15 protein-coding genes are annotated in these 22,366 nt (G+C 65.9%); 14 read left to right on the plus strand and 1 reads right to left on the minus strand.

Going from position 1 to position 22,366, the window contains the following annotated elements; genetic code table 11:
* Nucleotides 1-200 precede the first annotated feature (200 nt).
* From NMB41_RS24205 to NMB41_RS24240, 8 genes are all read left to right on the plus strand, one after another.
* On the plus strand, nt 201-806 hold the full coding sequence (locus NMB41_RS24205) for a hypothetical protein (protein WP_494380276.1): 606 nt from the start codon (nt 201-203) through the stop codon (nt 804-806).
* Between the two features lie 118 nt (nt 807-924).
* A complete protein-coding gene (locus tag NMB41_RS24210; RefSeq protein WP_494380277.1) occupies nt 925-2,862 on the plus strand; it encodes a dipeptidyl-peptidase 5 in 1,938 nt (645 codons plus the stop codon).
* Nucleotides 2,859-6,992, plus strand: coding sequence for a DEAD/DEAH box helicase (locus tag NMB41_RS24215; protein WP_494380278.1), 4,134 nt, complete (start codon nt 2,859-2,861; stop codon nt 6,990-6,992). Before NMB41_RS24210 ends, NMB41_RS24215 begins: the two co-directional genes overlap by 4 nt.
* A 60-nt stretch (nt 6,993-7,052) precedes the next feature.
* Entirely contained in the window at nt 7,053-7,535 is a 483-nt protein-coding gene (locus NMB41_RS24220; RefSeq protein WP_494380279.1) for a hypothetical protein, read from the plus strand.
* The gene (locus NMB41_RS24225; protein ID WP_494380280.1) at nt 7,535-7,996 is read left to right on the plus strand and encodes a hypothetical protein; all 462 of its coding nucleotides are present in this window, start codon (nt 7,535-7,537) and stop codon (nt 7,994-7,996) included. The genes NMB41_RS24220 and NMB41_RS24225 overlap by 1 nt, the downstream gene beginning before the upstream one ends.
* 71 nt (nt 7,997-8,067) lie before the next feature.
* On the plus strand, nt 8,068-10,023 hold the full coding sequence (locus tag NMB41_RS24230; RefSeq protein ID WP_494380281.1) for a DUF885 domain-containing protein: 1,956 nt from the start codon (nt 8,068-8,070) through the stop codon (nt 10,021-10,023).
* A gap of 350 nt (nt 10,024-10,373) precedes the next feature.
* Entirely contained in the window at nt 10,374-12,122 is a 1,749-nt protein-coding gene (locus NMB41_RS24235) for an extracellular catalytic domain type 1 short-chain-length polyhydroxyalkanoate depolymerase (RefSeq protein WP_494380282.1), read from the plus strand.
* A gap of 228 nt (nt 12,123-12,350) precedes the next feature.
* A complete protein-coding gene (locus tag NMB41_RS24240; RefSeq protein ID WP_494380283.1) occupies nt 12,351-13,232 on the plus strand; it encodes a DUF2167 domain-containing protein in 882 nt (293 codons plus the stop codon).
* A 73-nt stretch (nt 13,233-13,305) separates the two neighbouring features.
* Here the strand turns inward: NMB41_RS24240 and NMB41_RS24245 are convergent, their stop codons facing one another.
* Entirely contained in the window at nt 13,306-14,277 is a 972-nt protein-coding gene (locus tag NMB41_RS24245) for an IS1595 family transposase (RefSeq protein WP_494380284.1), read from the minus strand.
* Nucleotides 14,278-14,509: 232 nt separating this feature from the next.
* Between NMB41_RS24245 and NMB41_RS24250 the strand changes: the two genes are divergently transcribed.
* From NMB41_RS24250 to NMB41_RS24275, 6 genes are all read left to right on the plus strand, one after another.
* Nucleotides 14,510-16,009 (plus strand): alpha/beta hydrolase, encoded by a 1,500-nt coding sequence (locus NMB41_RS24250; RefSeq protein WP_494380285.1) that lies wholly within the window; start codon nt 14,510-14,512, stop codon nt 16,007-16,009.
* A 115-nt stretch (nt 16,010-16,124) separates the two neighbouring features.
* Nucleotides 16,125-16,838 carry a hypothetical protein gene (locus tag NMB41_RS24255; protein WP_494380286.1) on the plus strand — a complete coding sequence of 238 codons (714 nt, stop codon included), beginning with the start codon at nt 16,125-16,127 and terminating at the stop codon, nt 16,836-16,838.
* 419 nt (nt 16,839-17,257) lie between these two features.
* Nucleotides 17,258-18,844 (plus strand): flavin monoamine oxidase family protein, encoded by a 1,587-nt coding sequence (locus tag NMB41_RS24260; protein WP_494380287.1) that lies wholly within the window; start codon nt 17,258-17,260, stop codon nt 18,842-18,844.
* Nucleotides 18,841-19,239 (plus strand): c-type cytochrome, encoded by a 399-nt coding sequence (locus NMB41_RS24265; protein ID WP_494380288.1) that lies wholly within the window; start codon nt 18,841-18,843, stop codon nt 19,237-19,239. The genes NMB41_RS24260 and NMB41_RS24265 overlap by 4 nt, the downstream gene beginning before the upstream one ends.
* 28 nt (nt 19,240-19,267) lie before the next feature.
* Nucleotides 19,268-19,762, plus strand: a complete 495-nt coding sequence (locus tag NMB41_RS24270) for a RidA family protein (RefSeq protein WP_494380289.1) — start codon at nt 19,268-19,270, stop codon at nt 19,760-19,762.
* A gap of 58 nt (nt 19,763-19,820) precedes the next feature.
* Nucleotides 19,821-22,292 (plus strand): TonB-dependent receptor plug domain-containing protein, encoded by a 2,472-nt coding sequence (locus tag NMB41_RS24275; RefSeq protein WP_494380290.1) that lies wholly within the window; start codon nt 19,821-19,823, stop codon nt 22,290-22,292.
* The last annotated feature ends 74 nt before the right edge of the window (nt 22,293-22,366 follow it).

Here is a 22,366-nt window from a genome sequence, read left to right on the forward strand (position 1 = left end):
CCGGACGCGCCGGGGACTGGCGCGCCCGGCAGCGTGGCGAGGCCTTTCCGCGCGCCGCCATGGCAGTCCTGACAGGCGCTCTTAGGCCCAAAGTCCTATTTGAGCTGGCGGGCGCGCGGCATATGCTGACTTACCGCTGATCCGCGCAAGCGGCGGTGTCCGCGCGCGGCCCGAACTTCCCAACAAGCCGAGGTGTCACGATGAAGCCGCTCTATCTTCCCGTTCTTGCCGCCCTGCTCGCCGTTGCGCCATGCGCGCCGGCACAGACTACCGGGGCGACCGCCACCGTGACCACGGCGCCCGGCGCGGCGCAGGCCATGCAGTCGACTAAAACAAGCGCGACAGTCTCCGCCATCGATCCGGCCAATCGGGTCATCAGCCTGAAACGGGCCGATGGGCGGATTGTCGATGTCCGTGCGGGCGAGGAGGTGAAAAATTTCGACAAGATCAAGGTGGGCGACAAGGTGACGGCCGAATACAAGCAGGCACTGGCGCTGGAATTGAAAAAAGGGCCGGCCGGCGCGGCCAAGCGTATCGAGTCGCCGCCGACCGTGTCGCGCACGCCAGGCGATCCCAATCCAGGCGCGACGATAGGCGCAGCGGTGACGGTGGTGGCCGATGTGGTCGCCGTTAACCGAAAAACCCAGTCGGTCAGGCTGCGCGGGCCGGAGGGAAAGCTGGTCGATCTCAGCGTACCGGATCCGGAACAGCTCAAGCTGGTCAAGAAGGGGGACCAGGTGCAGGCGGTGTACACGGAGGCCCTGGCGTTGAAGGTGGAGCCGGCGCAGGCATCGACGGGAAAATAAAAGCAGGCATGGCTAGGCAGCCGCGTATGGCGCGATCGGTTCGGCACGCGCCAGCGCGGCTCTGCCTGCGCGGCGGCGCTCTTATAATACGGTTCCCCTCTTCGAGAATGCCGACGCCATGACCCAGCCGACCCGCAAGCAGGCCGCCCCCAGCGGCACCTGGACTTCCCCGATCAGCGCCGCCGTGGTGGCGGCCGGCGCCGTGCCGCTGTCGCAGATCGCGCTCGATGGGCTCGACGTGCTGTGGCTGGCGGGCCGCGCCAGCGAAGCGGGCCGCACCACGCTGCAGCGCCTGCGTGACGGCGCCACCGAGGAACCGACGCCAAGCCCGTTCAACGTGCGCACCCGCGTGCACGAGTACGGCGGCGGCGCGTATGCGGTCGATGGCGGCACGGTCTGGTTTTCGCACTTCGCCGACAACCGTATCTATCAGGTCGAAGACGGCGGCGAGCCGGTCGTCATCACGCGCGAAGAAGCCGTGCGCTACGCCGACTTCGTGCCGGACCGCGCACGCTCGCGTTTGATCGCGGTGCGCGAGGATCACCTGGCAGGCGAAGCCCATCCCGTGAATACCATCTGCGCGGTCGGCTTCGACGGCAGCGAGACCGTGCTCGTGGACGGCAACGATTTCTATGCAGCGCCGCGCCTGTCGCCGGATGGCCGTCACCTGGCCTGGCTGTGCTGGGACCATCCGCGCATGCCGTGGCAAGGCACCGAATTGTGGGTCGCGGACGTGCTGGAAGACGGCAGCCTGGTCGATGGCCGCCTGGTCGCCGGCGGCATGGACGAATCGATCTGCCAGCCGGAATGGTCGCCCGGCGGCCTGCTGCATTTTGTTTCGGACCGCAGCGGCTGGTGGAACCTGTACCGCTTCGAACACGGCGTCGTGCATCCGCTCTGCCCGCGCGACGCCGAGTTCGGCGGGCCGCAGTGGAACTTCGGCGGCTCGATGTACGGCTTCCGCTCGGAAGACGAAATCATCTGCACCTATATCGAGGACGGCATCAGCCGCCTGGGACGCCTCTCCACGCGCGGCTGCAGCTTGAGCCCGATCGAGACGCCCTACCAGGAGATCAAGGAGTTGCGCGTCTCGCCGGAACGGGTGCTGGTGCTGGCCGGCTCGCCGACGATCGCGCTGGAGCTCGCACTGATCGACCCGGACACTGAAAAACGCACCATATTGGTGCAATCGATCGCCGAGCTGCCGGACGAAGCCTATCTGTCGGTCCCGCAAAGCATCCGCTACCCAAGCATGAAAGGCCGCACCGCCTATGCGTTTTACTATGCGCCGGCGAATCGCGAGGTCGAACTCCCGGCCGGCGAACTGCCGCCCCTGATCGTCATCGGCCACGGCGGACCGACCAGCATGGCCACCAGCACCTTGAAGCTCGCCACGCAGTTCTGGACCAGCCGCGGCTTCGCCGTGCTCGACGTGAACTACGGCGGCAGCTCCGGTTTCGGGCGCCACTACCGCGACCTGTTAAAGGGCCAGTGGGGCGTCATCGACGTCGAGGATTGCGTGGCCGGGGCGCGCCACCTGGCCGAACAAGGCCTGGTCGACCCGGAACGCCTGCTCATTCGCGGCAGCAGCGCCGGCGGCCTGACGACCCTGTGCGCCCTCACCTTCCACGACGTCTTCAAAGCCGGCGCCAGCTATTACGGCGTGTCCGACCTGGCCGGGCTGGACGCGGACTCGCACAAGTTCGAATCGCACTACAACGAATACCTGATCGCCCCCAAGGCAGAGGCGCAAGCCGTCTACCGCGAACGCTCGCCGATCCACCATACCGATGCGTTGAAGCGTCCGATGATCTTCTTCCAGGGCCTGGACGACAAGGTCGTGCCGCCGCAGCAGTCCGAGACCATGGTCGACGCCCTGCGCGCAAGCGGCGTGCCGGTGGCCTATCTCACGCTGGAAGGCGAAGGCCACGGCTTCCGCAAGGCGGACAGCGTGGTGCGCACGCTGGAAGCGGAGCTGGCGTTTTATTTGCGCGTGTTCGGCATCGCGCTGCCTGAGGGGCTGCCGCGGCTGGAGATCGAGAACCTGGCTGCATGAGCGACGCATCCCTGCTTCATCAGTTCGAGCAATGCTCGGCGGTCCCGAAGACCATCCTTGCCGTGCTGGCGCTGGCGGGCGAGCCACTTGGCCGCACCCGCCTGGGCGAGCAGCTCGATGCGCTCAGCGTGCTCGATTCGGATCAGCACTTTGCCGACTGCCTGGCGATCCTGCAGGAGCGCGGCCTGACCAGCATGGTGACCGGGCGCGGCACCATCATCAAGCCGGAGGCCGCGTGGCCCGCGATCGAGTTCCTGCTGCGTAGCGGCCGTTTCAATGAAATGCGCGAGATCTACGAGGTCTTCAACCCGCTCCGGCGCGACTGGCAAGGCGGCCCTGTGCTGCGCAGTTATCGCCAGGGCGTGGCACTGCTGCGCATGGCGTTGATCGGTGGCGACGGCCCGAAATCGATCGCGCCGCTGTTGAACGCCTGCCTGCGCTGCCACGAAGCGGCCTACCTGCACCCGCTGGTCGATATCTGCGCCCGCCCATTCGAGCCGGACCTGATTGACCACATCAATCCGGCGCTGCGCGACGAGGTACTGTCGGTATTGATCAACCACGCCCAGCGCGAACCTGCGGCAGCACCGGCAGTCCGCGCCTACGCCGAAGCCCTGGTGGCGCAGGGCGGCGCGTCGATGGAGTTGCGGGTCGCCCTGGCCGAACATTTGATCCTGTGTGGACGCCTGGACGATGCAGGCGTTCTACTGCAGGACATGGACGACTCGGCCGCGCTGTTCTACCGTAGCGTGCTGCTGCTCCTGCGCGACCACATCGACGAGGCCCTGGCCGGCTTCGACGCGGCCTTGAAACTGCTGCGCCGCGAAACGGGTAAGCGCAAGCAGGTGTTCGCGGGGATCGGCGGCCACCTGTACGTCGCCGCCCTGCTGCGCCGCGGCGACCCCAAGCACCAGAAGGCGGTCGAAGGCTACCTGGACAGTGCCACGCGCGCCGTGCAGAGCCACGACACGGCGGTCTATCAACAACTCTCCATGCTGCGCCAGATCCGCGGCGGCACGGTCGACGCCGAGGTGCTGCCCTCGCGGAACTGGGAAACGGCGCTGCAGCCGGTGCTGTTCCGCGCCCTGCTGCACTGGTGGCTGGGCATGCCGCAGCTGTCCAGCCAGCGCGCCCGGCTGGAAGAAGCACTGGCGCAGTCGGAAGCGGCCGGCTTCGATTTCCTGAGCGCCCAGCTGGCCGGCCTGCTTGGGCAACTGGGCGGCATCAGCTTTGAGCAGCGCGCGATCGCCCTGCGCCAGCAGCACCGTTTTACGGACATGACCCACTGGTTCGAACGCGAGCAGCCGTGGGAGCGCCAGCTGAATGCCCTGATCAACCTGCAGCCGGCCGTGAACGTGGAAGTGGTGAAAGAGTCGCGCCTGGTCTGGCTGATCCGCTACGATGAACACCTGGGCGTGCAGGAGCTGGAACCGCGCGAACAGAAGCGCGACGCGCAAGGCGCCTGGAGCCGCGGCCGTCCGATGGGCCTGAAACGCCTGACGGAAGATGCGGCCACGCTCGATTTTCTCAGCGCGCAGGACGTGCTGGCGGTATCGAACATCGGCGCTTCCCGCCAGTACTACGGCAGCGGCCTGCGCTACGAATTCGACATCGGCAAGACCCTGGCCGCCCTGATCGGCCACCCGCTGCTGTTCTGGTTCGACGCGCCCGGCACCCGGGTCGAGCTGCTGCCGGGCGAGCCGGAACTGCTGGTGAAAGCGGCGCGCGAGCACGTGACGATTTCGCTGCGCCCGCCGATCCATGAAAACAGCGGCGACGTGGTCGTCTCGCGCGAAACGCCCACCCGCCTGCGCGTGGTGCGCGTGCGCGACGAGCACCGCCGCATCGGCGCGATCGTGGGCGAAGCCCTGGTGGTGCCGCTGGAAGCGGAGGTACGCGTGCTGCAGGCGATCGGCGCGATTTCCTCGATCGTCACCGTGCAGTCGGACATTGGCGCGAGCGCCGCCGACATCGAAAAAATCGCCGCCGACGCGCGCCTGCACGTGCACCTGCTGCCCTACCAGCACGGCCTGCGCATGCGCATCCTGGTGCGTCCGCTGCCGGAAACCGGCGCCTATTACACGCCGGGCAGCGGCGCCGAACGCGTGATCGCCGATTTCAACGGCATCCGTACCGAAGCCAGGCGCGATCTGAACGCCGAGCGCGAAGCCGAGCGCCAGCTGGTGGCGAACTGCCGCGCACTCGAAAGCGCCGAAGAAGAACACGGCGAATGGCTGCTCGGCCAGCCGATCGCCTGCCTGGAACTGGTGAGCGAACTGCAGGAACTCGATCCATTGAAAGTGGTGATCGGCTGGCCCGAAGGCGAGCCTTTCCGCGTCAGCAAAAAAGTGGCCTCGCAATCGGTGCGCATCAACATCAAGCGCGACAAGGACTGGTTCGCCGCGAATGGCGAAGTGACCGTCGACGAGGGCCGCGTGATGGATCTGCGCTCGCTGCTCGACAAGGTGCGCGCCGGAGACGGGCGTTTTGTCGCGTTGGGGGACAACCAGTTCCTGGCGCTGACGAACGAGCTGCACCGGCGCCTGCTCGACGTCGCCGCCTTCACCGATGCCGACGGCGAGGTTTTACGGGTCCATCCGCTGGCCAGCTTCGCGCTGGAAGAACTGGCGCTGGGCGCCGGCGGGGTCGAGGCGGATAAAGCCTGGCGCGCGCACATCAAGAAGATGGCGGACAACGCCGCCTACGAACCGCAGCTGCCCTCGACCCTGCAGGCCGAACTGCGCGACTACCAGCGCGACGGTTTTACATGGCTGGCGCGCCTGGCGCACTGGGGCGTCGGCGCCTGCCTGGCCGACGACATGGGGCTCGGTAAAACCCTGCAGGCGCTGGCCCTGATCCTGCTGCGCGCACCGAACGGCCCGACCCTGGTGGTGGCGCCGACCTCGGTCTGCACCAACTGGATCGCGGAAGCCGAACGGTTCGCGCCAACCTTGAAGATCAAACTGTTCGGGCCGGGCGAGCGCGCCGACATGATCGAACAGGCCGGCGCCTTCGACGTGATCGTCGCCAGCTACGGCCTGCTGCAGAACGAAGCGCCGCAGTTCACCAAAAAACGCTGGCACACGATCGTGATGGACGAGGCCCAGTCCTTCAAAAACGCTGCGACGCGGCGTTCGCAGGTGGTGATGGCGCTGCAAGGGGACTTTAAAATGGTCGCCACCGGCACGCCGCTGGAAAACCACCTGGGAGAGTTGTGGAACCTGTTCCGTTTCATCAACCCGGGCCTGCTCGGCACCGCCGACCAGTTTCAACTGCGCTTTGCCGGCCCGATCGAAAAGGCGCAGGACAAGCGCGCCGAAAGCGCGGCTCGCGCGCGGTTAAAGCGGCTGACGCAGCCGTTCATTTTGCGCCGTACCAAGAGCCAGGTGCTGACCGAACTGCCGCCGCGTACCGAGATCGTGCTGCCGGTCGAACTCAGTCCCGAAGAAACCGCCCTGTACGAATCGCTGCGCCGTGAAGCGCTGGATAAACTGGCCTCGCTGGAAGCGCCGCAAAGCCAGAAGTCGATCGCGATCCTGGCCGAGATGATGCGGCTGCGCCGCGCCTGCTGCAATCCGGAGCTGGTGGCGCCCGGCCTTGGCATTGCCAGCAGCAAGCTGGCCACCTTTGCGCACCTGGTCGAGGGCTTGCTCGAGAACCGCCACAAGGTGCTGGTCTTCAGCCAGTTCGTCGACCATTTGTCCCTGATCCGCAAGCACCTGGATGCGCGCGAGATCCGCTACCAGTACCTCGACGGCTCCACCCCGATGCAGGAACGGAAAAAACGCGTGGATGCCTTCCAGGCCGGAGAAGGAGATCTATTCCTCATCAGCCTGAAGGCGGGCGGGGTCGGCATCAACCTCACGGCCGCCGACTACGTGATCCACATGGACCCGTGGTGGAACCCGGCGGTGGAAGACCAGGCCTCGGACCGCGCGCACCGCATGGGCCAGCTGCGGCCGGTGACGATTTATCGCCTGGTGGCGCGCCACACGATCGAGGAAGGCATCGTCGACCTGCACCGCCACAAGCGCGACCTGGCCGACAGCCTGCTGGAAGGCGGCGACCTGTCGGCGCGCATGGCGCCGGGCGAGATGCTGGCGATGCTGCAGCAGGGGCTGGGCGGCTAGGCCATCTGGCGCTGCCGCGCATTCCATGTGATGATTCCGCTTTTGTCACGGAACAGCACCATGGAAGAACAGAACGCGCCCGCTCCTTCGAAGGCCCAGGTCATCGGCCTGAAGTCCTGGCTGGCCTATGCGGGCGTCGCGGCGCTGGCGGTGATCCTGTTCGGCGTGCTGCTGCCCCTGTCCTTCCTGTGGCACGAGATGGCGGCCCTGGCCGTGCTGATCCTGTCGGCCTTGTTGGTCGGCTATGAATTCCTGTTGGTACGCAGCGTGCAGCTGTATATGGACGACCTGGGCGTCTGGGTGCATTCGGGGGTGCTGCCCTGGAAGCAGGGCGTGAGCGGCGTCAAATGGCGCGACATGGATGAAGCGACCTTCGTGAACGGTTTTAAAAGCTGGGCCACGCGCTCGTACACGGTGCGCATCGGGCACCGGTTTACCAAAGAAAGCGAGATCGTGCTGACGAATATCGCGCGCGGCAAGGAGGCGGTATCGATCGTCAATGCGCGCCACCAGGCGCTGATCCGCGCAGGCGTGGTCGACTGATGGATGCGCAGGCGGCACTGGCCTTTGTACGCGAACACGGCGTCGTGCTGGTCTCGGCGCGCTGGCCGGCGCCAACACTCACCCATGCGATTGCGGGCGAAGCGATCAAGGGCAGCTGGTGGGGCCGCCCCGCAGGCAAGCAGATTTTCGCTGTGCTCGAAGCGGTACAGGGCGAGGCCGAGATCCTGGTTTGCCGGCTGGTCGAGAACAAGATCACGCTGGTGCACCGGCGCCTGTGGGCGGCGCTGGCAGCGAGCGCGCCGGCCTTCGACTCGGCGCGCCTGGCGCGGGTGATGCAGGTGCATAGCGCCCATGGTCATCATGAAAACATTGAAACGCCCTTCCCCGACTGGCTGAGCGCCGAAGTCCTGGAAGAGGCGGCCACGCTGGACCCAAACGCTGCACTGGCCGCGTTGGGCCCTGCATTCGTTACAAAGCCGGGCAAGCGCACCCCGCGCTAAAAATGCTAATCTGGCGCGCTGTCGCGTTGTAAACAAGCCGCGCCGCTCCATGTCTTTACGGGCCGAATACGATGATGAAAACGAAACTCGCGCTGGCAGCCATGATCGCCAGCCTCGCGCTGGCGCCGGCCAGCGCCAAGCAAACCAAGACCTCCAAGCCGAAAGCGGCCAAGGTCGTCAAATCGAAGGCGTCCGCCAAGCGCGTCGCCGCTCCTGTCGCGAAGGCAGGCGCCAAGGGTAAACCGGGCAAGGGCAAAGGCAAGGCCGCCGCTGTTGCTGCGGTTGCTGCCGGCGCCGCCGTCGCCACGGCCAAACCGGAACCGGTGCAGGCGCAAGCCCCCGCATCGAACGAGAAACGCCTCGACCGCCGCGCCGATTCGCTCAGCATGCAGTACCTGACGGCGCTGTGGCGCGTCGATCCGGAAGGCGGTATCGCGGTCGGCAAGTTCGACGCCGCTGCTAATCTCACCATTCCCGATGCCGCCACGCGCGCCAAGAAGCTTGCCTTCACCGGCGAGTGGCTGGAAAAATTCCGCAAGATCGACACGCGCCAGCTGTCGCCGCGCCAGCGCACCGATCTCGCCCTCCTGATCAATAAGCTCGAGAACGACCGCTGGCGTTTGACGACGCTGCGCGAATTCGAATGGAATCCATCGCAGTACAACATCGCCCAGCCGCTCGACCTGGTCCTCAATACCGACTACGCGGCGAAACCGCAGCGCCTGCGCACGATCCTGAAGCGCCTGGCCAATGTGCCGGCCTATTACCAGGCGGCGCAAAGCAGCATCGTGAATCCGACGCGCGAACACACGCAGCTGGCGATCGCGCAGGCGCCGGGCACGCTGGTGGTGCTGGCCGACCTCGGCCAGGCGGCGCAGGGCTCGATCCTGAACGCGCAGGAAAAGGCGCAGTTCGCGCAGCGCGTTGCCGCCGCCGGCAGCGCCGTGCTCGGGTATGTCGACTTCCTGAGCAACCTGGAAAAGACGCAATCGGCCATCGGCACCGCGCGCCCGTTCAGGCTCGGCAAGGCGCTGTACGAACAAAAGTTCGCGCTCGAGATCCAGTCGGCCAGCAGCGCCGAGCAGACCTACCGCAAGGCGCTGGCCGCGCGCGAGGAACTCCTCACGCGCATGAATACGATCGCGGACGAACTCTGGCCGCGCTATATGGCCGATAAAACCAAGCCGAACGAGCGCTTCCAGAAGATCGGCATGCTGATCGACCGGCTCTCGACGCGCCACGTCGCGCGCGAAAACTTCTTCCCCGAGATCCGGCGCCAGATCCCGCTGCTGCAGGACTGGGTGATCAAGAACGATCTCTTGACGCTCGATCCGGGCAAGCCGCTCGAAGTGCGCGAAACGCCGATGTACCAGCGCGGCGTGGCCGGCGCCAGCATCGACGCGCCGGGCCCTTACCGCCCGAAGGACAAAACCTATTACAACGTGACGCCGCTCGACGGGCTCTCCGCCGAGCAGGCCGAGAGCAGCCTGCGCGAGTACAACGAGTGGATCCTGCAGATCCTGAACATCCACGAGGCGATCCCCGGCCACTACGCCCAGCTGGTGCACGCAAACCGTTCGCCTTCGCTGGTCAAGTCCCTGTTCGGCAATGGCGCCATGGTCGAAGGCTGGGCCGTGTACGGCGAGCGCATGATGCTGGAATCGGGCTATGGCGGCAACGCCCCCGAGATGTGGCTGATGTACTCGAAGTGGAACCTGCGAAGCGTCACCAACACCATCCTCGACTACTCGGTGCACGTGAACGGCATGGGGCGCGAGGAAGCGCTGGACCTGCTGACGCGCCAGGCTTTCCAGACGCGCCAGGAAGCGACGGAAAAATGGCGGCGGGTGCAGCTGTCGTCGGTGCAGCTGACCAGCTACTTCAGCGGCTACGAGCAGATCATGGAGTTGCGCGAGCAGCGGCGCCAGGCACTCGGAGAACGCTTCAACCAGAAGCAGTTCCACGACCAGTTCCTCAGCTACGGCAATGCGCCGGTGAAGATGATCGCGGAGCTGATGCGCGATTGAGCGCAGGCCTTATCAGCACGATCGAACCGGGGCCATGTGCCCCGGTTTTTTTATGCCCGGCGCGTTCACGCCCTGCCGCACCGATGCTGTGCAAACCGCACAAACAGCGTGCCTGCGCGCCGCTTGTGCGGTTTCCGTCCAGGTCTAGAATACCCTGGCGACTTCCCGTCGCGATAAAACTATACCGACAGCGGAGACAAGCCATGACCTTCCTTCCCTCGCCTGCCTCCTAGCGCCGTCCGCGCAGCTGCCTGCTCTCCCGTGTCACCAATCCCGGCGCTTTCCTTGCGACGCCGTCGCGTCCTCACGCCCGGGCTCATCCACGTGCGTCATGCAACGGAGGCTCTACCATGGCATTTTCCTTTTCAAGCGCGGCCCGCCAGGCCGTATTCCTCGCCGCGCTTCTCCCCTGGATCGGCGCCCAGGCGCAGGTGCAGGCCGGTCCCGGCACCTGGTCCGGCAACCAGACCTGGGCCACCGATACGGTCAACGGCGGCGCCCTGACCGGCTACTACTACTGGCCAGCCTCCAACCCCACGCTCGCGGGAAAGCGCGCGCTGGTGCTGGTGCTGCACGGCTGCTCCCAGAGCGCGGCCGGCGACGTCATCGACGGCACCAGCGACAAAGGCTATAACTGGAAAGGCGTGGCCGACCAGTACGGCGCGGTGATCGTGGCGCCAAACGCCACCGGCAACCTGTACGGCTCGCACTGCTGGGACTGGGCCAAGAGCACCCACAGCCGCACGACCGGTCACTCCGGCGTGCTGCTGGACCTGATCAACCGTTTCGTCAGCAATCCGCAGTACGCGATCGATCCGAAGCAGGTGTATGTCGCCGGCCTGTCCTCGGGCGGCGCCCAGACCATGGTGATGGGCTGCCTGGCGCCCGACATCTTCGCCGGAGTCGGCATCAATGCCGGCCCGCCGCCGGGCGTGACGACCCTCCAAATCGGTGCCGTGCCCTCGGGGTACACGGCCACCACCGCCGCCAACAACTGCAAGAACCTGGCCGGCACCAACGTCTCCCAATTCGCCACGCAGGTGGCCGGCGTCATCTGGGGCACCAACGACTACACGGTGGCGCAAGGCTACGGCCCGCTCGACGCGGCGGCAATGCGCATCGCCTACGGCGGCACGTTTACCAAAGGCGCGGCCGTGAGCGTGCCGACCGGTGGCAGCAACATCCCGTACACGGACGCCAACGGCAAGGTACGCACCTCGGAGATCACCGTCACCGGCATGGGCCACGCCTGGCCCGCCGGCACCGGCGGCCAGGCCAGCAATTATGTCGACGCCAGCAAGGTCAATTATCCGGCCTTCGTGATGGACTTCTGGTTCAAGAACAACCTGCGCGTGGCGCAGGTGGCGCCGCCCGCGATGACGTCCTGCAGCGCCAGCGTCTCGGGTTCCACCGTCACGGTGAACGGCGCAGGTGTGAGCAACAGCGGCGGCAGCATCGGCAGCTACAAGGTCGTGCTCAATGGCCCGACCCCGGTGAACGATGCGGCCGCTGGCAGCGGCGCAAGCTTCAGTAAAGCCTATACTGCGCGCGCCGACGGCTACTACAGCGGCAGCGTGACGGCCACCGACAGCGGCACCGGCCTCACCTCGGCCGCCTGCAACATCGGCCAGTTCCTGGTCGGCAGCCCGCCGGCCTTGCAGGCCCCAGCCAATCTCGCGGTCGGCACGCGCACCGCCAGCAGCATCGCGCTGACCTGGAACGCGTCGAACGGCGCCACCGGCTACAACGTCTACCGCAACGGCAGCAAGGTCAATGGCGCGGCGGTCGCCGCCACCGGCTACACCGATACGGGCCTCGCGGCGGCAACGAGCTATAGCTACCAGGTCTCGGCGGTCGGCAACGGCGGCGTCGAGAGCGCGCGCTCGGCCACGGTGACGGGCAGCACCACGTCCGGCTTCGTGTGCACCGCGACGACCGCCAGCAACTACGCCCACGTGACTGCCGGTCGCGCCCACAACAGCGGCGGCTATGCGCTGGCCAATGGCTCGAACCAGAACATGGGGCTGAACAACACCTTCTACACGTCCACGCTGGCGCAGACGGCGGCCGGTTACTACATCATCGGCAGCTGCCCGTAACGCTCAAATGCCGTACTTCGCCGGGGCCGATGCCCCGGTTTTTTTTCGCCTGCTTGCATTGACCCGTCTCAATATTTTTCACAGAGGCAACAATTGGAGAGACTTTTGGCCACTTCAGCCGCGTAAACTGCCGGCATGGATCCGGACGTGCAGGCTGCGCGCGGAGCCTGGCGCTGCGGCGCCCTCTTTCACCATCAGCGGCCGGCTGCGGCCATCCACGAGGAAGTCATGAAGACCTTGTTTGCGCGCGTATGCGCCACCGTCCTGCTGGCCGCATGCGCCCAGGTCCACGCACAATCGGCGAAGATCGACCCGGAAGCGGAAATGACTGCCGCCTTGACGTCCGCCAGGGCGGCGGCCAAGACGGGACCGGCCGACATCGCGCTGGGCAGCCGGGCATCGCTGAAACTGCCGCAAGGGTATTCCTTCATTCCCCAGCCGCAGGCGGGAGCGCTCCTCAAGGCGATGGGCAATGGCGAGGATCCGACGCGCCTTGGCATCATCGTTCCGCCCGACAGCGACAGCTTCGTGGTCCCGCGCTTTATCGACGCCGGCTATATCAAGGACGATGAAGCGGCGGACTGGAAGGCCGACGAACTGCTCACGGGCCTGAAGGAAGGCACCGAGGAAAACAACAAGGAGCGCGCGGCGCGCGGCATGGCGCAGATGGAGATCGTCGGCTGGAACCAGAAGCCCGCCTACGACAAGATCGCGCACCGCCTGGTCTGGTCGATCGAGACCCGGGACAAGGGCACGGACAAGGGTGACCATGGCGCCAACTACAACACCTATGTGCTGGGCCGCGAAGGCTATCTGTCGATGAACCTGGTGTCGAGCTTCGATGCGCTGGCGGCAAATAAACCCTTTGCCCAGACCCTGCTGGCCCACACCAGCTTCAACGCCGGCCAGACCTATGCCGACTTCAATGCGTCGACCGACAAGGTGGCCGAATACGGCATCGCCGCCCTGGTCACCGGCGTCGCCGCCAAGAAGCTCGGCCTGTTCGCCCTGATGGCGGCCTTCCTGGCCAAGTTTGCGAAACTGATCGCCGTCGCCGGCTTCGGCCTGGTCATGGCCTTCGGCAAATTTTTTAAACGCGACAAGGCCTGAGACAGGGCGAGCAGGCGGTCATGATTGTCCCAAGACCGGCGCTGCGGCGCCGTTTTTTTAGGCGCTGTTCGCGTTAAGTGTGGAAATCCGCCTTGCGCCCAATGCCCAGCGCCGCCCGCAGCAATCCATCGGCCGTGGCGATGCGCCCGCCATCGAGCGCCCAGCGCCAACCCAGATAATTGCTCAGATAACGGCTGGCCACGCCACGAAACGGCAGCAGCCAGCCGCGCAGCCGGCTGTGGTAGCTGTTAACGTTCTGCACGTGAATTGCGCCGCGTACCCGGACTCCGGCTTTCAGGTTGACCGCTTCGTGGGTGATGCCGGCCTGCCGTGCGAAGGTCCGGTAGGCGGGATGGCCGTCGGAGACCAGCAGGACATCGCGTTCCAGGCGCGGCAGCAGGTGCTGGTGCAATTGCGCCAACGTTAATGCTCCCTTGCCGGGAACCCAGTCCAGGGTCTGACCGGTCCGGTCCCTGGCCACCAGCACGCACACCTGCTCGTTCGATATTCCTCGTTTTGTGGCTTTGCCGCCGCGCTTGCGTGGTGGGCGATCGAGCGTGCGCGATCCCTTGTGCGACTCCAGTACATACATTTCGTCCGCCTCGGCAATGCCGCCCATGCACTGCGGCCGGTCGTCCTTGCTCACTTTCAGGAAGCGGTGGCGCCAGCGAAAACTGGTGGCGCCGGCCACGCCAAGATCGGTGGCGGTGCGCCGGATGCTGCGCGAGTCGAGCATGCCGCCCAGGTAATCGATCCATCTCTCCTTGTGGCGCAGGCGCGCCAGCGCGGTGCCGGTCAGCGCGTTGCAGGTGCGTCCGCAGTCCTTGCAGCGATAGCGCTGCAGGCCGTGCGCGCGCCCGTGCCGGTGGAGTTGGCGCGAATGGCAGCCTGGACAGGCGATCCGCTGCGCCGCGGCCTGCTCGATGAGGTCGACGGCCTGGTCGCGTTTGGCCGCCGGCACCAGCAGCGCAAGCAAGCGCTCGCGCTGGCGCCGGGTCAGCGCGGGAAGTTGCTTGAGAAAATGATCGAACGGACGTGCTTGCATGGCTTCTCCGGTCTGATTACGGTTGAGGTTGGACCTCAGCCGTTCCGGGAAATTCCACACTCAACGCGAACAGCGCCTTTTTTTATGCCCGTACCTGCCGGTTGCCGTAATCCGTTGCTAGCCGGTCACTGCCGCAGGCTTTCCTTTTATTGTTTTCCATTTAACTCTAGAATAAAACCGCCACGCGGACTCTGGTTTCGCTGTGCAAGACAATAATTTTAGGAGACCTTCGATGAAAAAGCAGTCCAGCATGTTCCATGCACGTCGATTCATCCCGCCGCTGGTGGCGGCGCTCGCCCTGACCGCCTGCGGCGGCGACGACGATTCCGCGCCACGCCCGCCCCAGGCCAGCGTTACCCCGGTTCCCACCACCGTCGCCCCCGAATCGACCCGCGCCCAGGACGGGCGTACCTTCGCCACGGTCGGGAGCGCGACGACCTTCGCGGCCCTGGCCGGCACGCCCGCCACCGACCGCTGGGCGGGCGTCCTGAACAACGCTGCCTACCAGGTCGAGGTGCCGAAGAACTGGAACGGCATGCTGGTGATGTACGCCCACGGGTATGCGGGCGAAGGCGCCAACCTGGCGGTGCAAACGCCGGCGCTGCGCCGCCACCTGCTGAGCCAGGGGTATGCCTGGGCAGCCTCGAGCTACAGCAAGAATTACTATGACGTGCGCGCCGGCGTCGAAGACACCAATGCGCTGGCGATCGCCTTTGTCGACATCGCGCGCCAGAACGGCCGCACGCTGGCGGCCCCCTTCAAAACCTATATTACGGGCGTGTCGATGGGCGGGCACATCACGGCCGCCGCCGTCGACGAGGAAAACATCGCCACCGCCGTCAACCGCATCCGCTACAACGGCGCCGTGCCGATGTGCGGCGTGCTGGGCGACACCGAACTGTTCGATTATTTTGCCGCCTACCAGACCGCCGCCCAGGTGGAAGCGGGCATGCCTGCGACCAGCTGGCCGGTGGCGAACTGGGCGACCGTCGGGCCGCAGGTGCAGGCCAAGCTGTTCTCCAGCTTCCCCGGCGGCACCCCGAACGGGCCGGCCGTGCCGACCGCGCAGGGACTGCGCCTGAAGCAGATCGTCCAGAACCTGACCGGCGGACCGCGCCCGCTGTTCGACTTCGCCTACGCCGGCCCGCTGCAGAACACCGTCTGGGGCACCTTCGGGCGCGACGGCAAGGTCAACGGCATCCTGAACGAGGACGCGGTGTCCACCCGCGACATCGTGTTCCAGCTCGATGCCGACCCGGCGCTCAGCGCCGAAGAGCAGGCCTATAACGCGGCCATCTTCCGCGTCCAGGCGGCGCCCGAGGCCAACCGCCTGCGCCGCGACGGCCTGCGCTGGATTCCGAAGACGAACGCCCAGATCAAGGTGCCGGTGGTGACCATTCACACCCTGGGCGACATGTACGTGCCCTTCAAGATGGAGCAGATTTACAAGCGTCGGGCCGACGCCAACGGCACCTCGGGCCTGCTGGTGCAGCGTGCGATCCGCGGCATCAGTCACTGCGACTTCACGATCGCCGAGCAGGTCTCGGCCTTCGAAGCCATGGTCAAATGGGAGCAGCAGGGTGTGAAACCCGAAGGCGACGACGTCCTGACGCCGTCGGTGGTGGCCGATCCGAAGTACGGCTGCAAATTCAGCGACAACACCGCTTCCCCGGACGACAGCGCCAACCTGCTGAACACGAGGAGGACGCTGCCGCAGTGCAGTGGCACCTGACGCACGCTGCCTTGTGAACCCTGAACGCCGGCTTTGACGCCGGCGTTTTTTTTGATCCGCCGCTGGCTCGGAACTTGCATCAGTAAAGACGACCGAACGCGAAAAGGATCGTCGAATGCTGCTTCGAAACGATTTACTCGAATACGCCGGGGATGCGCGCACGTTGCGGATCCTGTGGATCGACCCGAACCACAAGCTGGTCTACACCTTTGCCCTGGGCGTGGTCAGCGCCAGCCCGCAGCAAGCGTCGTTCGACGTGCTGGCCGCCGACCTGCGCGAGCGGCGCGCACGCCTGCTCGCAAGCGACGCCTGGCGCACGAGCGTCGATCCCGCCACGCTGCCGCCCAGCTACCTGGCCTTGCGCGAGAATGCCTGGGCCATCGTCAGCATGCTCACGCGCGAGGAGCCGGCCATATATGAGGCGCGCCGGCGCGGCCGGCTGATTGCGGCCTGCTGCCTGGCGCACGGCGTCTCGGCGCCCACCGTTTACCGCTACCTGCGGCGCTACTGGGAACGCGGCCAGCATCCGGACGCCCTGCTGCCCGACTATGCCAACTCGGGCGCACCCGGCAAGACCCGCGGCGCGAACGCCGGCGTCAAACGCGGCCGGCCCAGCAAATCCGGGGCGCCCGGCCTGAACGCCGACGGCCCCTTGCGCGACACGATGCGCGCCGCCGCCATGCGTTACGCCGCCACCCACGAGCGCTTTTCCCGGCGCGCCGCCTACCGCCAGATGCTCGACGATTATTTCGGCGCCAGCCGCCACGCCGCGCCCAGCTACGGCCAATTCAGCTACTGGCTCGACCGCGACGCCCTGCTCCCCAGCTGATTTCTTTTCCAGCAGTCCCGAGCGCCTTCCCACGTGCCTCGCACGGCGGAAGGCGCTCTGTTCTTCGATGATGCGTTTTCGCAAAAAAATGCTATCCCGGTGCGGGGCGAATCAAATTGGTGCAGCGCATCATTTAACAGCCGAGGCGGGTAGCGTGCGGCCATCCCAGAGCGCCTGGAACGTCCTGAAAAACAAAGTGTACCCCGCAAAATAGAGTCTGTTTGCCGCCCCGGGCCCTCCGCCACCGCCTCGCCCGCCTGGACCCTTTGGCATAAATACATTGTTTTTCACGGCGGTCGCGCGCTGCCTTTCTGGCCGAAACAACATTGTTTTTCCAGTGGCCGGAGCCGGCTTCAGCAGCGATTTTGGCACGCCGCTTGCTATGTCTTTCCTTGTAACAACACGGAAAGAGGTGAGGTATGCGTAGTTCGAACACAGCAGGTACGCGGCGCGAATTCCTGTACCGGGCAGCGGCGGTCGGCGGCTCGGCACTGTTACTCAATACGATGAACGCCTGGGGCATGGGCATTGCGTCCCGGGCAGCAGTGCCGCCGGCGCTGAGCGGCAGCGGCAAGGGCAAGAAGGTCCTGATCCTCGGGGCGGGCCTGGCCGGGATGACGGCGGCCTATGAACTGGGCAAGCTCGGTTACGACTGCCAGGTCATCGAAGCGCGCGGCTTTGCCGGCGGGCGCTGCCAGACAGCGCGCAAGGGTTTCAAGCTGCAGGAGCTGGGCGGCGAGATGCAGGAATGCCGCTTCGACGCCGGGCAGTACATCAACCACGGCCCCTGGCGCATCCCGATGCACCACCAGTCGACCCTGCATTACACGCGCCTGTTCGACGTGCCGCTCGAGGTCATGGTCAACGATAACGACAACGCCCTGATCTATCTCGAGCAGGGCGGGCCGCTGGCGAAGCGGCGCCTGCGCGGCGCCCAGGTCAAATCGGACATGCGCGGCCACGTCGCCGAGCTGCTGGCGAAATCGGTCAGCAACGACCGGCTCGACGCCCAGATGAACGCCGGCGACAAGGCCCTGCTGCTCGACTACCTGGCCAACGAAGGCCACCTCGATGCCGGAGATTTGCGCTACAAGGGCCGCAGCGGCCGCGGTTTCAAGACCAATCCCGGCGCCGGCGTCAGCCCGGGTCCCGGCGAAGCCTCCGATCCGCTCGGCTTTCGCGACCTGCTGGCCTCGAAGGTGGGCAAGGTCTACAGCGCGGTGCAGGACTTCCCGATGCAGGCGACCATGTTCCAGCCGGTCGGCGGCATGGACGCGATCGCACGGGCCTTCGAAAAACGCGTCGGCCGCCGCATCCGCTACAACAGCGAAGTGCAGACCCTGCGCCAGGACGCAAGCAAGGTGACCGTCACGGTCAAGGACAAGGCCAGCGGCAAGCTGGCCAGCATCAGCGCCGACTACTGCCTGTGCACGATTCCCCTGTCGGTGCTGCGCATGCTCGACACCGATTTCTCGCCACGCTTCAAGGACGCGGTGAAGGCGGTGACCTATATGCCGGTCGGGAAGATCGGGCTGCAGATGAAGCGCCGCTTCTGGGAAGAGGACGACCAGATCTACGGCGGCCACATCGTCACCGACATCAAGGGCATCAACACGATCTCGGTGCCTTCCTCGAACTGGCAGCAGAAAAAGGGCGTCCTGCTCGGCTACTACAACTACATGCTCGACGCGATCGAGGTCAGCGCATTGAGCCCGCCGGCGCGCGCCGAATTCGCGCTCGCCGCCGGCCAGCAGATCTTCCCGGCCTACCGCAGCTCGTTTGAATCGTCCTTCTCGGTGGCCTGGCACCGCGTCCAGTACAACCTGGGCGGCTGGGCCGAGTGGACCGAGGAAAGCCGCAAGGCGGCCTACCCGATCCTCAACGAAGGCGAGGGCCGCATCCTGCTGGCCGGCGAACACCTCAGCTACCTGACGGGCTGGCAGGCCGGCGCCATCGAATCGAGCTGGCAGCAAATCGAACGCATCCACGCGAGGGCGCAGGCATGAACATCCAGTCACTCTTCATCGGCATCCTGCTCGGTGGCGCATCCATGAACGCCGGCGCGCAAGCCATGGACGGCAAGGCGCTGTTCGCCAAGAACTGCGCCGCCTGCCACCAGGCCAACGGCAAAGGCATCCCGGGCGCCTTCCCTGCCCTGGCCGGCAATGCGCTGGTGCAGGGCGCGCCGGCCGAGGTGACCACAGTGCTGCTCAAGGGCCGCGGCGGCATGCCGGACTTCAGCGCCAGCCTGTCGGACGCCGACATCGCCCAGGTGCTGACCTATGCCCGCGCCAGCTGGGGCAACAAGGCCGGCGCCGTGCCCGACACGGAAGTGGCCACCCTGCGCGCGGCGCTCCAGGCCGCGCAGGCCGGCACCGCACGCCTGAGCAACAAGCATTGAACCCCTTATTTAACCAGGAAAGCGCCCCATGAAAACACGCCTCACTACCCTCTTCGCCGCCCTGCTGTGCGCCACCGTCCTGCCGGTCAGCGCCCAGGAGATCGTGCGCCACAAAATTCCCGGCTCCGATTTTCCGATCGCCCAGGCCGTGACCCTGCCGCCCAACGCGACCATCCACTTCATCAGCGGCCAGGTCCCGCCCGTCGTCGACAAGGCCGCCCCCGGCGATTCGCTGGCCGCCTTCGGCAACACGAAGCAGCAGACCGTCGGCGTCCTGAACAAAATCCGCGACATCCTCGCCGGCATGGGTTTGACGATGGGCGACGTCGTGAAGATGCAGGTCTTCATCGTCGGCGACCCGACCAAGGGGAACAAGGGCGACGTGGCCGGCTTCATGGAGGGCTATACCCAGTTCTTCGGCGGCGCCCAGCCGAACCTGCCGGCGCGCGCCGTGTTCCAGGTGGCGGCACTGTCGAATCCGGGCTGGCTGATCGAGATCGAGGTGGTCGCCGCCAAAAAATAATCGTTTTTTTACATCGCCGTCGCTTCGATTCGCAGTCCATTCAATTCAGGGGTAACACATGCTCAAGGCAAAACTCAAAAAAGGCGCCGCCGCCATCATCCTGCTGCATTCAGGCCTGTCGTTTGCCCAGGAGACGCAGGTCGCCATGGCCGACGTCCCGGCGCTGCTGCCGAATGCCGAAGCCGGGCCGACGGTCTCCGGCGTCGTGATCGTCACCGGCACCCGCGCCTCCGGCCTCAAGGTCGAAAACAGCGCCTCTCCGATCCAGGTGCTCGACGCCGCTTCGCTGAACCGCACCGGCCAGGCCGACCTGCGCCAGGCGCTCGGCCAGAACCTGCCGTCGTTTACGATCCAGGCCTTCGGTTCCGACATGGCGGCCATGACCTTGTCCGCCCGCCTGCGCGGCCTGTCCCCGAACAACACGCTGGTGCTGGTCAACGGCAAGCGCCGCCACGGCACGGCCAACCTCGCCGTGCTGGGCGGCGCCTTCCAGGGCGCGGCCGCGGCCGACCTGAACTACATCCCGCTGGCGGCGATCGACCATGTCGAGGTGCTGCAGGACGGCGCCGCGGCCCAATACGGCACCGACGCCATTGCCGGCGTCATCAACATCATCCTGAAATCGAACAGCAGCGGCTTGACGGGTAACGTGAATGGCGGCGGCTACTACGATGGCGGCGGCCATACCGGCAACGGCAGCGCCAACATCGGCTTCGCGCCCTTCGAGACGGCCTTCCTGAGCCTGACGGTCGAATCGAAATACCACGGTTTTTCCAACCGCGGCGGGATCGACCCGCGCGTCAACGACCCGGCCACCCTCGCGGCCCAGCCGCAACTGCTGCAGTCGCCCGGCTACCCCTACCTGAACAAGATCCAGGGCGACGCCCAGTACCGCCAGCACGTGATGGCGGCCAACTTCGGTTTCGACCTCGGGGCCGACACCAGCGTCTACAGCTTCGCCACCTATGGCGAAAAACGCGCCCGCGCATTCGAAAACTACCGCATGCCGAGCCGCGTGCCGCTGGCCTACCCGCTCGGCTTTTCGCCTTTGGAGACCTTCGACGAGACCGACTTCGCCCTCACGGCCGGAGTGAAAGGCAGCATAGGCGGCTGGAAGTGGGATCTGTCCAGCACCTACGGCAAGGACGTGACGAAGATCGGCGTCGACACCTCGATCAACGTCTCGCTGCTGGCCGACACCGGCTTCTCGCCGACCACCTTTGCGGCGGGCCAGTTCCGCGCCAGCCAGTGGACCAACAACCTCGATATCAGCCGCGAGTTCGATCTCGGCTGGGCCACGCCCCTGAACTTTGCGATCGGCCTCGAGCAGCGGCGCGACACCTACGAGATCGTGGCGGGCGAGCCGGCGTCGCGCTACAAGGAAGGCTCGCAGTCGTATCCGGGTTTTCTCCTGACCGACGCCGGCAAGCATGACCGCGACAACGAAGCCTTCTATGTCAACGTCTCGGCGCAGCCGGTCAAGGACCTGACGGTCGACCTGGCGGCGCGCTACGAGCACTTCAGCGATTTCGGCAATGCCAGGGTCGGCAAGCTCACCTCGCGCTACGACTTTTCGCCGGCCTTTGCCGTGCGCGGCACGGTCAGCAACGGCTTCCGCGCGCCGACCCTGGCCGAGTCCTTTTATTCGGCCACCAACGTCTCGCCGCGTTCGGCCTTCGTGCAGCTGGCGCCGAATTCGCCGGGTGCGCGCCTGGTCGGGATCGACGGCCTGAAGCCGGAAGAGTCGACCAACCTGTCGGCCGGCATCGTGCTCAATCCTTCTCCCGGCCTGACGGTGACGCTGGACGCCTACCAGATCAAGATCCGCGACCGCATCGTCGGCAGCGGCGCCTTGTACGGCTCGGGCGGCGCGGTCAATTCGCCGGCGGTGACGGCGGCCATCCTCGCCAACGGCAACGTGCTCGATCCGACCGTCGTCGAAACCGGCATCAACATCTTCTCGAACGCGATCGACACCCGCAGCCGCGGCCTGGAACTGGTGGCCACCAAGAGCAGCAACTACGGCAACTACGGGCGCGTGGACTGGTCGGCGGCGGCCAATTACAACGTGGTGAAGGTCATGAAGATCAACCAGGCGCCGACCCAGCTGCAGCCGCAGCTGCTGCTCGACCAGACGGCCCTGTCGGACATCGAGACGGCCTCGCCGAAGATGCGCCTGAATCTGGGCGCCTTGTGGAAGGCCGGTGCGTGGACGGTGAACCTGCGCGAGTCGATCTACGGCAAGTCGTCGGAGATGCAGTCGCCGGACGGCGGTGCGACCTATTACGAGACCGAGATCGGCACCCTGGCCGTGACCGACCTCGAGGTGGCCTATAAAATCAACAATAACTGGACGCTGGCGCTCGGCGCCAACAACCTGTTCAACAAGTACCCGGACGGGATCAATCCGGAAGTGCTGGCCATCCAGCGCGCCAACCTGGACAACTCGGCGGTGACGATCTATCCATCGTTCTCGCCGATCGGGATCAACGGCGGGTATTACTACGCGCGCGCGAATTTCCGGTTCTGAGCGGCGGCGGGGAAAAAAGCGCAAAAAAAAGCCGGCCCGATCTGACTCGGGCCGGCTTTTTTCAATTCAAGCAC

Source organism: Massilia sp. FBCC-B171, assembly GCF_059134155.1.

What these genes read in the sequence shown, in the direction of transcription:
- NMB41_RS24265 (WP_494380288.1), top strand. Translation starts at nt 18,841, where the DNA reads ATGAACATCCAGTCACTCTTCATCGGCATCCTGCTCGGTGGCGCATCC.
- NMB41_RS24210 (WP_494380277.1), top strand. Translation starts at nt 925, where the DNA reads ATGACCCAGCCGACCCGCAAGCAGGCCGCCCCCAGCGGCACCTGGACT.
- NMB41_RS24260 (WP_494380287.1), top strand. Translation starts at nt 17,258, where the DNA reads ATGCGTAGTTCGAACACAGCAGGTACGCGGCGCGAATTCCTGTACCGG.
- NMB41_RS24275 (WP_494380290.1), top strand. Translation starts at nt 19,821, where the DNA reads ATGCTCAAGGCAAAACTCAAAAAAGGCGCCGCCGCCATCATCCTGCTG.
- NMB41_RS24270 (WP_494380289.1), top strand. Translation starts at nt 19,268, where the DNA reads ATGAAAACACGCCTCACTACCCTCTTCGCCGCCCTGCTGTGCGCCACC.
- NMB41_RS24255 (WP_494380286.1), top strand. Translation starts at nt 16,125, where the DNA reads ATGCTGCTTCGAAACGATTTACTCGAATACGCCGGGGATGCGCGCACG.
- NMB41_RS24245 (WP_494380284.1), bottom strand. Translation starts at nt 14,277, where the DNA reads ATGCAAGCACGTCCGTTCGATCATTTTCTCAAGCAACTTCCCGCGCTG.
- NMB41_RS24235 (WP_494380282.1), top strand. Translation starts at nt 10,374, where the DNA reads ATGGCATTTTCCTTTTCAAGCGCGGCCCGCCAGGCCGTATTCCTCGCC.
- NMB41_RS24220 (WP_494380279.1), top strand. Translation starts at nt 7,053, where the DNA reads ATGGAAGAACAGAACGCGCCCGCTCCTTCGAAGGCCCAGGTCATCGGC.
- NMB41_RS24230 (WP_494380281.1), top strand. Translation starts at nt 8,068, where the DNA reads ATGATGAAAACGAAACTCGCGCTGGCAGCCATGATCGCCAGCCTCGCG.
- NMB41_RS24250 (WP_494380285.1), top strand. Translation starts at nt 14,510, where the DNA reads ATGAAAAAGCAGTCCAGCATGTTCCATGCACGTCGATTCATCCCGCCG.
- NMB41_RS24215 (WP_494380278.1), top strand. Translation starts at nt 2,859, where the DNA reads ATGAGCGACGCATCCCTGCTTCATCAGTTCGAGCAATGCTCGGCGGTC.
- NMB41_RS24240 (WP_494380283.1), top strand. Translation starts at nt 12,351, where the DNA reads ATGAAGACCTTGTTTGCGCGCGTATGCGCCACCGTCCTGCTGGCCGCA.
- NMB41_RS24225 (WP_494380280.1), top strand. Translation starts at nt 7,535, where the DNA reads ATGGATGCGCAGGCGGCACTGGCCTTTGTACGCGAACACGGCGTCGTG.
- NMB41_RS24205 (WP_494380276.1), top strand. Translation starts at nt 201, where the DNA reads ATGAAGCCGCTCTATCTTCCCGTTCTTGCCGCCCTGCTCGCCGTTGCG.